Here is a 12,983-nt window from a genome sequence, read left to right on the forward strand (position 1 = left end):
AAGCGGGAAGATGCGTAATTAGTTGTCACCGCCCGAACGTGCTATAACGTTTGAACTAAAGAAGGTGTTTTTTCAGTGCACGGCTACCAGTGATCTGGTGGCCCGGAACTACCGTTGGATTCCGTCGGGCTTCACGCAGGCTCGGGAAAGAATCCAACGGCAACGGGAAGGAGCGGGGCATGGCGAATACGCCTAACCTGAACAATTCGAAACGACGCTCTATCTCTCGTTTGGTGCGCTTTGCTGGCCGGGGGAGCACCCCGAGCACATCGCCGACCCTTGAACCGCTATTGCGCACGGTCAAGTCCAAGCATCCGAAGGCGGATCTGGACCTGCTGGTACACGCCTACGAGGTCGCCGAAAAGTACCATGAAGGCCAGAAGCGCAAGAGCGGCGACCCGTACATAACGCACCCGGTCGCCGTCGCCACGATCCTGGCGGAGATGGGGATGACCGGCTCGATTCTTGCCGCCGCCTTGCTGCACGACACCGTTGAAGACACCGATTACTCCCTGGAGTCGGTTAAGAAGGAATTCTCCGAGGAAATCGCCATGCTGGTCGATGGCGTGACCAAGCTGGACAAGGTCACCTATGGCGATGCGGCCCCGGCAGAGACCGTGCGCAAAATGGTCGTGGCCATGTCCCGCGACATCCGCGTGCTGCTGATCAAGCTGGCCGACCGCCTGCACAATGCCCGTACCTGGCGCTACGTATCCCCGGAATCTTCCTCGCGCAAGGCGAAGGAAACCCTGGAGATCTTCGCACCGTTGGCACACCGTCTGGGCATGAACACCGTCAAGTGGGAGCTGGAGGACCTGTCCTTCGCTGCCTTGCACCCGAAGGTCTACCAGGAGATCGTCCGCATGGTGGGCGATCGCACTCCGGAACGTGAAAAGTACCTCTCCTCGATCCGCCAGACCCTTTCGGGCGATCTCGGCGATGTCGCCATCCATGCCTCGGTGTCCGGCCGGCCCAAGCACTACTACTCGATCTACCAGAAGATGATCGTGCGAGGCAAGGACTTCGACGATATCCATGACCTCATGGGCGTGCGCATCCTGGTGGATACCGTCAAGGACTGCTACGGCGCCCTGGGCGTCGTGCATGCGGAGTGGAATCCACTGCCTAACCGCTTCAAGGACTATATTGCGATCCCGAAGCTGAACCTCTACCAGTCGCTGCACACCACGGTGATGGGTCCTGAAGGCAAGCCGGTAGAGATCCAGATCCGCACCCACGATATGCACGTACGCGCCGAATACGGTGTAGCAGCGCACTTCCAGTACAAGCATGGGCAGACCGATAACTCCATGCTTTCGCCGGAACAGAATATGGATTGGCTGCGTTCCTTGATGGAGTGGCAGGCGGATACCGCCGACTCCGAAGAGTTCCTGGACGGCCTTCGCTACACGATCAGCTCCGCTGAAGTCTATGTGTTCACCCCCAAGGGCGACATCATGTCTTTGCCGGTTGGTGCCACACCGGTGGATTTCGCCTACTCGATCCACACCGACGTCGGCCACCGCACCATCGGCTCCCGCGTCAATGGCAAGCTCGTCCCACTGCATACCGAGCTCAAGCAGGGCGATGTGGTGGAGGTCTTCACCTCGAAGGCCGAAGGCGCTGGCCCATCCCAGGATTGGCAGAACTTTGTCCGCTCGCCTCGTGCCAAGGCAAAGATCCGCGGTTACTTCTCCAAGGAACGCCGCGAGGAGGCCATCGAAAAGGGCAAGGAGCTGCTGACCAAGGAACTGCGTCGCAACCAGCTGCCATTGCAGAAATTGATGACTCACGACCTGCTCACGGCGGTAGCCAACGAACTGCACCACACGGACATTTCGGCCCTGTACCAGTCCGTGGGCGACGGCCATACCAGTGCACAGAACGTCATTGAGCATTTAACGGCCCTGATTGGCCCTCCAGAAGCCGAACAGGTCGATGAGGAAGCGGTAGTCCGCCCAATGGCTCCCAGCCCGGCTACGGGCAACGACGCCGGCGTGATCGTCGAGGGCCTGGGGGATGTGCTGGTGAAGCTGGCGCGTTGCTGCACCCCGGTGCCGCCAGATGAAATCCAGGGTTTCGTAACCCGTGGCGCCGGAGTCTCGGTGCACCGCACCGACTGCCTGAATCTGACGCAGCTCGCCGAGCAGCCGGATCGACTGGTCAATGTCACGTGGGCCACCAAGCACCATGGCGTGTTCCTGGTGGAGATCCAGGTCGAAGCATTGGACCGCAAGTCGCTGCTCTCCGACGTCACCCGGATACTCTCCGAAAGCCACTTGAACATCCTTTCGGCCAGTGTGCAGACAAGCAAGGACCGTGTGGCAATCTCCCGTTTCTCCTTCGAAATGGGCGATCCCAAGTTCCTGAGCCACGTGCTGAACCAAGTACGCCGCATCGATGGCGTCTACGATGTCTACCGCACCACCGCAGGGTCCCGCCGCTAATAGCGCGGTGCACCCCGCGGCGGCAACCTAGGCCGCTTGCGCCGTATCGGAGAAGGACTGGACCAGGCGCAGGGCTCGGGAGCGCTCGGGTGAGGGAACCTCAGATGCCAGGGCTTGTTTGATGGCGTCCAAAGTCAGGTAGGGATCTGCCAGCGCCGCGACTGTGCCCAGAACGCGGCTGGCAATGGGCAATGGATCGTATTTCGCGCAGTCGCAGGCGCTGCGCAATGCGGTGGTCACCCTGATGCGGCTGCGGAACACCATGTCCGTATCCGGCACCTGCATTTGGGCGAATTCCGCCCTCAGCCCGTGCCCGGGGTAGAACGGCCGATGGTAGCTCTTGGTGTAGATGCACAATGTGGACACTGACGGCAAGAGCCCATGGATCCAGGCTGCAGTTTGGCGAGCTAGCACCGCATCGCGGGCCAGCTCGCGGCCACAGGCGAAACCTGCAATCCGTGCCCGCACCGACGCGTTGACTCGGATGCTGCTGGGCAAAAAATAATCACCGAGGACCTCGATCAGCAGGCCGTTGTGGGCCATGGCGTGCAGCTCGTTGCGGGTGAACATCTCACCAGCGATCCACAGGTCCCCGGGAATGCGCAACGCGGCGGCGCGAGGTCCGGTAGCTGGGGAATTTCTCGTTTCCATAGAGCTACTGAACCAGTTCGCGCCGCCGCGTTGGCGGTGTGCAAGCGATCTGTGGATTACTTACTGGAAGTCGGCAGCCGACTTCTCCAAGGTGCTCAGCCACATGCGGCGTGCATCCAGGGCTTCCTGGGCTGTCGCGATCTGCTTGGCGTTGCCCTTGGCCTGTGCTGCTGCCAGATCATCTTCCAAGGCGGAGATGGTGTCCTGCAGCTGCGAGAGCATCGAGTTGGAGCGGGCCTTGGTCTCCGGGTTGGAACGGCGCCACTGCTCGTCCTCGGCACCCTTGACCGCGTCCTCGACCTGGCGCAGGGCCGATTCAATGCGCTGCAGGTCGTTGCGCGGCACCTTGCCGGCAGCTTCCCAACGGGTGCGGATCGAATCCAGCTTGTTCTTGGCAACAGCCAGATCCTTGATGGGAAGCAGCGCGCGCGCTTCTTCCAGCAGGGCTTCCTTCACCACGAGGTTCTGGGAGTACTCTTCATCGATCTTGGCGTTGGCCGCGGCGCGGGCCTGGAAGAAGACATCCTGGGCGGCACGGAAGCGGCTCCAGAGCTGGTCGTCGTCCTTGCGCGAGGCACGGCGCGACTTCTTCCACTCGTCCATGAGCTTGCGGTATTCGGCGGCGGTAGCGGTCCAGTCGGTGGATCCCTGCAGCACCTCGGCGCGAGCGATCAGCTCTTCCTTCACTTCCTTGGCGGCCGCGTTGGTCGAATCCAGCTGCGAGAAGTAGGCCCGGCGATGGCGGTCGAAGGTGGTGCGGGCGGAGCGGAATCGCTTCCACAGCGCGTCTTCCGTGGACCGTGGCAGGCGCACCGAGGACCGCTGCGAACCCTTCCAGGCGTCGAACAGCTCGTTCATCGCCGCCGAAGCGGTCTTCCACTGGATCTGCTCCGGGCGCTTGCCGGCCAGCTCTTCAGCCTGTTCGACGATGACTTCGCGGGCAGCGAGCTGTTCCGCGCGAGCTTCATCGTTGGCCTTGCGCTGTTCGCTGGTCAATGCCTCGACGGCTACGCGGGCATTCTCGAGGCGCGTTTCAAGCGCCGGGATGTCGCCGACCATATGGCGTTCGGCAACGGTGGCCGAGAGCGCCTGCACAGCCTTGCTGAGCTCGCCGGCCGGGGCCTTGGCAACGACGCGCTGCTCCAGGAGCATCAGCTGCGAGAGCGCGTCGTCGTATTTGCGCACGAAGTAGCCCAGGGCTTCGTCCTGGGTTGCGTCGGGGTATTGGCCCACTGGGAATTCGGCGCCGTCAATGATCACGAAGACGTGGCCGTCCTCGGTCACACGGGCGAACTTTGCCGCTTCGTCGAGGGGAGTGGTATGTGCGACGCTTGGCGCTACAACCGGCTTTGCGGCAGGCTTCTGGGCCTGTGGCAATGGGGTCTTCTGGCTGTCGTCGGATTGCTGACTGGTGGTCACCGCTGAAACTCTTTCACTTTACGAGCACTTGCTTTAGCCAACTCTACCTGTGACCTCCGCTTCTTAGTAAGCCGACGTGCACAGGTTTCTCGGGTTTCGGGCTATAAGATGGGTAGGTAGCCCAATTTGCACTAAGGAGTTTCATGGCACGCAAGGCCTCACTATCAGGTTTCCCGGAATGGCTTCCCGCCGAACGGGCAGTTGAACAGCATGTGCTCGATACCTTGCGCCACGTCTTCGAACTGCATGGATTCGCCAACATCGAGACCCGTGCGGTGGAAACCCGAGCGCAACTTCTGCGCAAGGGCGAAATCGACAAGGAAGTCTACGGACTGTCACGGCTGGCCGCGGAGGATGAGAAGAACGATCCCAACGCGTTGGCCCTGCACTTCGACCTCACCGTGCCTTTCGCACGCTACGTGGTGGAGAACGCAGGCCACCTGGCCTTCCCCTTCCGCCGCTACCAGATGCAGAAGGTCTGGCGTGGCGAACGCCCGCAGGATGGCCGCTTCCGCGAATTCACCCAGGCCGACATCGATGTCGTGGGCGATGGCACCTTGCCCTTCAGCTACGACGTGGAGCTGGCGCTGACCATTGCCGACGCGCTCTCCGCCCTGCCGATCGGTGATTTCCGCCTGCGGGTGAATAACCGCAAGCTGGCCGAGGGCTTCTACCGCGGCCTGGGCCTGGAAGATCCGGATGCAGTCCTGCGCGCCATCGACAAGCTGGAAAAGATCGGCGATGATGCCGTCGCCAAGATCCTGGTCGAAGAAGTCGGCGCCACCGCGCAGCAGGCCGCCGCCGCCCTGGCCCTGGCCAAGATCCGCACCATGGACACGTCCTTCGTGGAGCAGGTTCGCGCACTGGGCGTCAGCCACGAACTGCTGGATACCGGCTTGGATGAGCTCTCGCAGGTCATCGATGCCGCATCCAAGCGCGCACCGGGCAAGGTCATGGCCGATTTGTCCATCGCCCGCGGGCTGGACTACTACACCGGCACCGTGTACGAAACCGTGCTGGTGGGCCACGAATCCCTGGGTTCGATCTGCTCGGGCGGGCGCTACGAATCGCTGGCTTCCAAGGGCAAGAAGAACTACCCAGGTGTGGGCTTGTCCATCGGCGTCACCCGCCTGGTCTCGCGCATCCTTGCAGAAGAGTCCGTGACCGCAAGCCGTTCGGTGCCTTCGGTGGTATATGTCACCTTGGCCAACGACGAGTCCTGGCACGAAGCGCAGGATGTAGCCTCGCAGCTGCGCGAGCGCGGCATCGCCTGCGAGGTAGCAGCCAGCGCGGAGAAGTTCGGCAAGCAGATCAAATTCGCTGATCGACGCGGGATTCCGTTCGTCTGGTTCACCCATGCCGATGGCGCCCACGAGGTCAAGGACATCCGTTCCGGCGAGCAGGTCGCCGCGGATCCGTCCACCTGGATGCCGGCCGAAGCGGACCTGAAGATCGCCATCAGCTAGTTCTCGGGCATGATCGCCCGCCCGCGCACCAATCACGGTGCACTAAACTTCATGGGAAGAAACTTTCCCAACCGACCGAAAGGATCGTAGTGCTACGCACTCATCAGCTGGGCGTCTTGAACGCCGAGCACATTGGACAGCAGGTCACACTCACCGGTTGGGTCGCGCGTCGCCGCGACCACGGTGGTGTCGCCTTCCTGGATTTGCGTGATGCTTCGGGCGTGGCCCAGGTCGTCGTGCGCGATGAAGAGGACTTCCATCCGCTGCGCAATGAGTTCGTGCTGCAGATTCTCGGCACCGTCGAGCGCCGCCCGGAGGGCAACGAGAACCCGAATCTGCCTACCGGGCAGATCGAGGTCATCGCTGAGACCGTGACCGTGCTGAACACCGCGGCCCCGCTGCCATTCCAGGTCGACGAGCACGTCGAGGTCGGCGAGGAAGCGCGCCTGCGCCACCGCTACCTGGACCTGCGCCGCCCGACCCCGGCCCGCAACATCCGCCTGCGCTCCGAGGCCAACCGCGTGGCACGCAACCTGCTGCACGACCAGGGCTACATCGAGATCGAAACCCCGACGCTGACCCGCTCCACCCCGGAAGGCGCCCGCGACTTCGTCGTGCCGGCCCGCCTGACCCCGGGCAGCTGGTACGCCTTGCCCCAGTCCCCGCAGCTGTTCAAGCAGCTGCTGCAGGTCGGCGGCTTCGAGAAGTACTACCAGATCGCCCGCTGCTACCGCGATGAGGACTTCCGCGCGGACCGCCAGCCGGAGTTCACCCAGCTGGACATCGAAGCATCGTTCGTCGAGGAAGATGACATCATCGAGCTCGGCGAAAAGCTGGTCACCGAACTGTGGAACCTGATCGACGTGCAGGTCCCGACCCCGATCCGCCGCATGGCGTACTCGGAGGCCATGGCCAAGTACGGTTCGGACAAGCCGGATCTGCGCTTCGGCCTGGAACTGACCGAAATGACCGAGTACTTCGCGAACACCTCCTTCAAGGTCTTCCAGTCCGAGTACGTCGGCGCCGTGGTCATGCCTGGCGGCGCATCGCAACCGCGCCGCACCCTGGATGCCTGGCAGGAATTCGCCAAGCAGCGCGGTGCCAAGGGACTTGCCTACGTGCTGATCAAGGAAGATGGCGAGCTGGCTGGCCCAGTGGCCAAGAACCTGTCCGAGGAAGAGAAGGCCGGACTGGCCGCAGCTACCGGCGCAGCCGCCGGAGACTGCATCTTCTTCTCCGCCGGCAAGAAGAACGAATCCCGTGCACTGCTCGGTTCGGTCCGTGTCGAGATCGGCCACCGCACCGGCCTGATCAAGGAAGGCGACTGGGCCTTCGTCTGGATCGTCGACGCACCGATGTTCGAAGCTGCCTCCGACGCTGTCGCCTCGGGTGACGTGGCCGTGGGCGCTGGCGCTTGGACCGCTGTGCACCACGCGTTCACCAGCCCCAAGCCGGAGTTCATGGACACCTTCGACACTGATCCTGCATCGGCCCTGTCCTACGCCTATGACATTGTCTGCAACGGCAACGAAATCGGCGGCGGTTCGATCCGTATCCACCAGCGCGACGTCCAGGAACGCGTCTTCAAGCTCATGGGCGTAACCCAGGAGCAGGCTGACACCCAGTTCGGCTTCCTGCTCGAGGGCTTCAAGTACGGCGCCCCACCGCATGGCGGCATCGCCCTGGGTTGGGACCGCGTGCTGCAGCTGCTGACCAACTCGGAGTCCATCCGCGACGTGATCGCCTTCCCGAAGACCGGTGGCGGTTTCGATCCGCTGACCGCGGCTCCTGCGCCAATCACCCCGCAGCAGCGCAAGGAAGCCGGCATCGACTTCAAGCCTGAGAAGAAGAAGGCCGAAGAGACCGAAGCCAAGGCCGAAGCCAAGTAGGTTCACGCAGCTTCGTAACGCCGGATGGAACGCTTGAATGCGTTCCATCCGGCTTCTTTTTAACCTGGAATTAGCTCTTTTGGTGGACTATGAGTATTTCTAATACTAGGTTTGTTTTTGACTTAGTTTGCAGAACCAGTTCTCACGACCACTTTGGAGCGATACGTGCCAGCAGAAGAACCACACGATATCATCGAACGTTACCCAGAAGCGGACCAGGAATGGGCTAAAACCTTTTTCGCTTCAATGGTGTGGAACGACCTCACCAATGCGCAGGTGGTGCTCGAACTGGACCGCACCCTGAGCATGGTTCGCGATAGCGGGCAGCGGGCCGAGGAACTCTTTGGCCATTCGGGCGAATATGGTGCGACGCGGGCTCAATGTCTATTGACGCCAGAGCAGCGCGCGGACGCGGAACTTCCCGTCGAATCAAGTACTGCGCTATTGGCGGTTGTTGGGATGCTTGTTGGCCTGCTGTGCACTGGATTTGGAATCTGGATCGGGTTCCGCGATGGGTGGACCTCGAGTTCGTGGCACTACTGGCAGCTTTCTGCTCTAACTGCCGGGGCAGGGATCGCACTATCGGGATACCTGTGGTGGTTTAACCGATTGAAGGGGAAATTCGGCCTGTCCTGGATACTGGGACCGGTAGGTATCCTCGTGTCGGTTGGAGCTGCCGCTCTAATCGTGCAGATAGGAGGAAGCAATAATCTGCTGCCCCTGCCAAATTGGTTAGCTCCAATTCTTGGCGCAGGGCTGGTGGTTGCTTGCTTCTATCTGATGCCTGCCTATAAAGCGCAGAAAGCCGCTGGCGGGCAACAAATCCTTCTCGGCACCGACGAGTGGTTCGCGGAAACCACCAGACTGCTGCGCGGACGCTACGGCATGAGTCACAAGGAAGCCAATGAGTCGCTGAGTACTGCGCGAGAACATCTCGATGATGCGGCGACCCGAGGCGAAAAAGCTGACCCAAACCTTGAATTCGGAACGCCCAATGAATTCGTGATTGGGCTGGCAGTGAACACCGAAAAGGCGCTCAAGCGTCGTTGGCTTCTACGCCGCATGGCCACCTTGACCGTAGTCGCTTTATTCGCGGTCGGCGCGGTCGCTGGCCTGATGGATCCAGCGCGAAATGGCGGGGATATTTTCTTTGGGGTCGCAGTGCTGGTGTTTGCCGCGGTGAGCGTTTACGAGCTGCGTCCGGCTGACCGCAAGGCCTACGTCCAAGAGAAGCTCAAGGAACGAGCAGCCAATGCCCGGGCACTGCAGGAGCGCGACGATGACTAAGCCCGAAGGCTTTCCGGGTAGCTGGCAACGCGCCATGTTGCCGATGCTCTTACTCGCCGAACTCTCGGCTGGCCAGGCCCACGGTTATGCACTGGCGAAATCCCTGCAGGAACGCGGTTTCGGGCCGATCAAGGGAGCCACGCTCTACCCCGCATTGGCCAAACTCGAGGCCTCGGGTTTTGTTGAAACCCGCTGGGAAGAAGGCCAAGGTGGCCCGGGGCGAAAGGTCTACGAACTCTCCGCCACCGGACGGGTGGAACTAGCCGAGCAACGAGCCAGCTTCGACCAACTGACCCAACTGGTACAGAGCACCGGCCGCTAGGGTAGGTCTGCCGAGTCTACGATCATCGTGAACGGTCCGGTATTCGTTAGCGAGACATTCATCATCGCGCCAAATACACCGGTCTGAACGCTCGCACCCAATTCGCGCAGGTGCTCCACGAAGTAGTCGTACAACGGTTCGCTGATAGGACCGGGCGCCGCATTGGACCAGGATGGGCGACGGCCCTTGCGCACCGAACCGTACAGGGTGAACTGGCTGATCACTAGCAGTGGTGCATTCACCCCGGCGGCGGAGGTTTCATCCTCCATGATCCGCAGCTGCCAGATCTTTTCGGCCACCTTGCGTGCGGTCGCCTGATCATCCTCATGGGTCACCCCAAGTAGGATCACCAAACCGGGGGAGTCGAGCTGGCCGGTAATCTGCCCTTCAACCTCAACATGGGCGGTGGCAGCGACCTGGACGACAGCGCGCATATGGCGGACCTTTCAAAAGACGGTGGGGCTTCCAGAATATCGGTAGGCTTAGGGGGTGAGCGATTTGTTCGATTCCCTGTCCGATGAGCCACGCGATGCGCGTGAGCCCCAAGTCAACCGGCCCCGTCCGCCACTGGCGGTGCGCATGCGCCCGAAGACCTTGGATGAGCTCGTCGGCCAACAACACCTGCTAGGCCCGGGGTCACCCTTGCGACAGCTGGCCGAAAACCCTGAAACCGGGTTGGCTGGACCTGCCAGTGTGATCCTCTATGGCCCTCCGGGAATTGGCAAAACCACCATCGCGCACGTGATCGCCCGCGCCACCGACCGTAAATTCGTGGAACTTTCGGCCATCACCGCCGGTGTCAAAGATGTCCGGCGAGTCATCGAACAGGCCAAGGATGACCGCGATCTGCGCGGGATTACCACCGTGCTCTTCCTCGACGAGATCCACCGCTTCAACAAGGCCCAGCAGGACGCACTGCTGCCCGGCGTGGAAAACCGTGTCGTCGTCCTGGTAGCTGCGACGACGGAGAATCCCTCCTTCTCGGTGATCTCGCCGCTGCTTTCGCGCTCTTTGCTGCTGACCTTGCGTCCGCTGACCGACGGCGACCTGTCCACCTTGCTCGAGCGCGCTGTGGCCGACGAGCGGGGTTTCGACGGCCAGGTGCTCCTCAAGGAGGAGCAGCGCGACGCCATTGTCCGCCTGGCCCAGGGCGATGCCCGACGCTCGCTGACCGTGCTGGAAGCAGCCGGCGCGGTGGCTTGGAACGCCGCGGGCGCCGGCATCGATCCGCCGGTGCTGATTACGGACGACCATGTGCAGCTGGCCATGGACCAGGCGGTCCAGCGCTACGACAAGGATGGCGACCAGCACTACGACATCATCTCCGCGTTCATCAAGTCCATTCGTGGCTCTGATGTGGACGCGGCCCTGCATTACCTGGCGCGCATGCTCTCTGCGGGGGAGGACCCCCGCTTCATTGCCCGCCGCCTGATGATCTCGGCCTCGGAGGATATCGGCATGGCCGATCCCACCGCACTTCCCGTTGCCGTAGCAGCCGCTCAATCGGTGCAGCTCACCGGCATGCCGGAAGCACGGATCATGCTCGGGCAGGCAACGGTTCATCTGGCTACGGCCCCGAAGTCCAACGCTTCATACAATGCGATCAACGCCGCCCTGGCCGACGTATCCGAAGGCAAGGGTTCGCTGGTTCCCGACCACCTGCGTGACGCGCACTATCCCGGCGCCAAGCAGCTGGGCCATGGCGTGGGCTACATCTACGCCCATGATGCTCCGCACTCCATCGCAACCCAGCAGTACCTGCCCGATGATCTGGTGGGCACCGACTACTACACGCCGACCAATAACGGTGCGGAAAAAACCATAGGGTCCCGCCTGTCCCGTTTGCGTGAAATCATCCGGGGCAAGGATCCGCAGCGCTCCAAGGGCAAGCGCTGATTGTGCGCTAAGCCTCAGCGAAAGCTGCTGCCGTTTCGTGTAAACTTGATCTTTGGCTGGCAAGCCTTGTCCCGCATTCGAGTCATCGAGCGTGGAGGCAGGGTTGAAGTGAAGCAGGGACGCGACGCCCACACACTCTCCCACCTGGAGGCCAGTAGATACCGTCGCTAATCGAAAGGGACACATTATGGCTAACGCCCGTGCCCGCCGCACCGTACGCCTTTCGCGTGCGCTCGGCCTTGCATTGACTCCAAAAGCTGAAAAGTACATGGAGCGCCGTCCATACGGTCCAGGCCAGCACGGCCGCGCCCGTAAGAAGCAGGACAGCGACTACGCAGTACGTCTGCGCGAAAAGCAGCGTTTGCGTGCCCAGTACGGCATCCGCGAAGCTCAGATGCTGAGCGCCTTCAAGGAAGCTAAGCGCCTCGGCGGCGAAACCGGCGGTAACCTGCTGGCTCTGCTCGAGTCCCGTCTGGATGCCCTGGTTCTGCGTGCAGGCTTCGCCCGCACCATCCAGCAGGCCCGCCAGATGGTTGTTCACCGCCACATCCTGGTCAACGGCCAGCGTGTAGACCGTCCGTCCTTCAAGGTACAGCCGGGTCAGCTGATCCACGTACACGAGAAGAGCGAGAAGATGGTTCCATTCCAGATGGCTGCAGCAGGTGAGCACTCGAAGGTGCTGCCAGCCGCTCCTGCTTACCTGGACGTAAAGCTGGAAGCCCTCCAGGCTACCTTCGTGCGCACCCCAGAGCGCACCGAAATCCCAGTGACCTGCGAAGAGAACCTCGTGGTCGAGTACTACGCACGCTAAATCCGTGCGCTAGTTCCAAGCCCGCAACCGGAAACGGTTGCGGGCTTGTCGCTTAACTACCTATCTGGGCTCTGACTTCGATAAGGTGGACTGGCACCAAAAACCCAAAGCAGAAGAGGAAGCACATGTCGGGTTCGGATATTGCAGGGCTCATCGCCGCCGGCGCGTTTGTTGTACTAGTTGTGCTGCTGGCAGTGCCGATCATGAAGTTGGGCAAGGTGTTCGACGAGCTGCGCAAATCGATCAAGGACCTGGCCGACGGAACCACTCCGCTGATCGGCGAAGTCGCCAACACCGTGGCGACCACCAACGACCAGCTCAAGAAGGTCGATGCCATCACCAGCAACGTTTCTGACACCACCGCCAATGTGTCCGCGCTGTCCTCGCTGGTAGCAGCCACCGTTGGCAAACCGCTGATCAAGGTTGCCGCGTTCACCGAAGGCGTGAAGGTCGCGATGAACACCAAGCCAAGCGGCAAGGCTCGCCGCAGCCGCTAAGCAAGCAACGCTGTTTGATCGAACACGTATCGGCGCGCTGAATAGGATACGGCCAACTGGTGGCCGCCAAGGAGACTAGAATGAAAAAGCTCTTGTGGGTTTCGATTGGAGTGGGCGTTGGCGTGCTCGCGTCCAAGAAATACGCTGAAGTTTCATCCGGGGCGGCGCTAAACCGCCAGGTCGGCAAGTACACCGACCGCGCCTCGGAATATTGGGAAGCCTTCCGCCAAGGAATGAGCTCCCGCGAAGAAGAATTACGTTCCGCCTTGGGCGTGGACGCCGCTAAGTGAAGGGATCA

At 61.6% G+C, this 12,983-nt stretch carries 12 protein-coding genes; 9 read left to right on the forward strand and 3 right to left on the reverse strand.

What is annotated here, in order from left to right:
• Window positions 1-179 precede the first annotated feature (179 nt).
• Window positions 180-2,447 carry a RelA/SpoT family protein gene (locus tag M2368_RS03730; RefSeq protein ID WP_105658282.1) on the forward strand — a complete coding sequence of 756 codons (2,268 nt, stop codon included), beginning with the start codon at window positions 180-182 and terminating at the stop codon, window positions 2,445-2,447.
• A 27-nt stretch (window positions 2,448-2,474) separates the two neighbouring features.
• Here M2368_RS03730 and M2368_RS03735 read toward each other — a convergent pair whose 3' ends face one another.
• Both M2368_RS03735 and M2368_RS03740 read right to left on the reverse strand, forming a co-directional pair.
• The gene (locus M2368_RS03735) at window positions 2,475-3,098 is read right to left on the reverse strand and encodes a hypothetical protein (protein WP_146112900.1); all 624 of its coding nucleotides are present in this window, start codon (window positions 3,096-3,098) and stop codon (window positions 2,475-2,477) included.
• A gap of 60 nt (window positions 3,099-3,158) precedes the next feature.
• Entirely contained in the window at window positions 3,159-4,517 is a 1,359-nt protein-coding gene (locus tag M2368_RS03740; protein WP_498724022.1) for a DUF349 domain-containing protein, read from the reverse strand.
• Between the two features lie 143 nt (window positions 4,518-4,660).
• Between M2368_RS03740 and hisS the strand changes: the two genes are divergently transcribed.
• The 4 genes from hisS (at window position 4,661) to M2368_RS03760 (ending at window position 9,481) form a co-directional block, all read left to right on the forward strand.
• Window positions 4,661-5,983 (forward strand): histidine--tRNA ligase, encoded by a 1,323-nt coding sequence (gene hisS, locus M2368_RS03745; protein ID WP_133833328.1) that lies wholly within the window; start codon window positions 4,661-4,663, stop codon window positions 5,981-5,983.
• An 89-nt stretch (window positions 5,984-6,072) separates the two neighbouring features.
• Complete coding sequence (gene aspS, locus M2368_RS03750) at window positions 6,073-7,872, forward strand: aspartate--tRNA ligase (RefSeq protein ID WP_105661363.1); 1,800 nt, start codon at window positions 6,073-6,075, stop codon at window positions 7,870-7,872.
• A 165-nt stretch (window positions 7,873-8,037) separates the two neighbouring features.
• Window positions 8,038-9,159: a hypothetical protein gene (locus M2368_RS03755; protein ID WP_402696143.1), complete on the forward strand. Its 1,122-nt coding sequence runs from the start codon at window positions 8,038-8,040 to the stop codon at window positions 9,157-9,159.
• Entirely contained in the window at window positions 9,152-9,481 is a 330-nt protein-coding gene (locus M2368_RS03760) for a PadR family transcriptional regulator (RefSeq protein WP_105661361.1), read from the forward strand. The genes M2368_RS03755 and M2368_RS03760 overlap by 8 nt, the downstream gene beginning before the upstream one ends.
• On the opposite strand, the gene dtd is transcribed toward M2368_RS03760, so the two are convergent.
• Window positions 9,478-9,915 (reverse strand): D-aminoacyl-tRNA deacylase, encoded by a 438-nt coding sequence (gene dtd / locus M2368_RS03765; RefSeq protein WP_402696144.1) that lies wholly within the window; start codon window positions 9,913-9,915, stop codon window positions 9,478-9,480. The two genes, M2368_RS03760 and dtd, sit on opposite strands and share 4 nt — an antisense overlap.
• A gap of 55 nt (window positions 9,916-9,970) precedes the next feature.
• Here dtd and M2368_RS03770 point away from each other — a divergent pair, with 55 nt between their 5' ends.
• The 4 genes from M2368_RS03770 (at window position 9,971) to M2368_RS03785 (ending at window position 12,975) form a co-directional block, all read left to right on the forward strand.
• Window positions 9,971-11,377, forward strand: coding sequence for a replication-associated recombination protein A (locus M2368_RS03770; protein WP_105661360.1), 1,407 nt, complete (start codon window positions 9,971-9,973; stop codon window positions 11,375-11,377).
• A gap of 184 nt (window positions 11,378-11,561) precedes the next feature.
• Window positions 11,562-12,188, forward strand: coding sequence for a 30S ribosomal protein S4 (gene rpsD, locus M2368_RS03775; RefSeq protein WP_105658291.1), 627 nt, complete (start codon window positions 11,562-11,564; stop codon window positions 12,186-12,188).
• A 125-nt stretch (window positions 12,189-12,313) separates the two neighbouring features.
• A complete protein-coding gene (locus M2368_RS03780) occupies window positions 12,314-12,685 on the forward strand; it encodes a DUF948 domain-containing protein (protein ID WP_105658292.1) in 372 nt (123 codons plus the stop codon).
• A gap of 80 nt (window positions 12,686-12,765) precedes the next feature.
• Window positions 12,766-12,975 carry a hypothetical protein gene (locus M2368_RS03785; protein WP_105658293.1) on the forward strand — a complete coding sequence of 70 codons (210 nt, stop codon included), beginning with the start codon at window positions 12,766-12,768 and terminating at the stop codon, window positions 12,973-12,975.
• Window positions 12,976-12,983 lie beyond the last annotated feature (8 nt).

Origin of the sequence: Arthrobacter sp. JUb119, from assembly GCF_024807995.1 — a bacterium.
GTDB lineage: Bacteria > Actinomycetota > Actinomycetes > Actinomycetales > Micrococcaceae > Glutamicibacter.

Coding starts and splice junctions, on each gene's coding strand:
- M2368_RS03730 (WP_105658282.1), top strand. CDS start 180: ATGGCGAATACGCCTAACCTGAACAATTCGAAACGACGCTCTATCTCT.
- M2368_RS03735 (WP_146112900.1), bottom strand. CDS start 3,098: ATGGAAACGAGAAATTCCCCAGCTACCGGACCTCGCGCCGCCGCGTTG.
- hisS (WP_133833328.1), top strand. CDS start 4,661: ATGGCACGCAAGGCCTCACTATCAGGTTTCCCGGAATGGCTTCCCGCC.
- M2368_RS03760 (WP_105661361.1), top strand. CDS start 9,152: ATGACTAAGCCCGAAGGCTTTCCGGGTAGCTGGCAACGCGCCATGTTG.
- dtd (WP_402696144.1), bottom strand. CDS start 9,915: ATGCGCGCTGTCGTCCAGGTCGCTGCCACCGCCCATGTTGAGGTTGAA.
- M2368_RS03780 (WP_105658292.1), top strand. CDS start 12,314: ATGTCGGGTTCGGATATTGCAGGGCTCATCGCCGCCGGCGCGTTTGTT.
- M2368_RS03785 (WP_105658293.1), top strand. CDS start 12,766: ATGAAAAAGCTCTTGTGGGTTTCGATTGGAGTGGGCGTTGGCGTGCTC.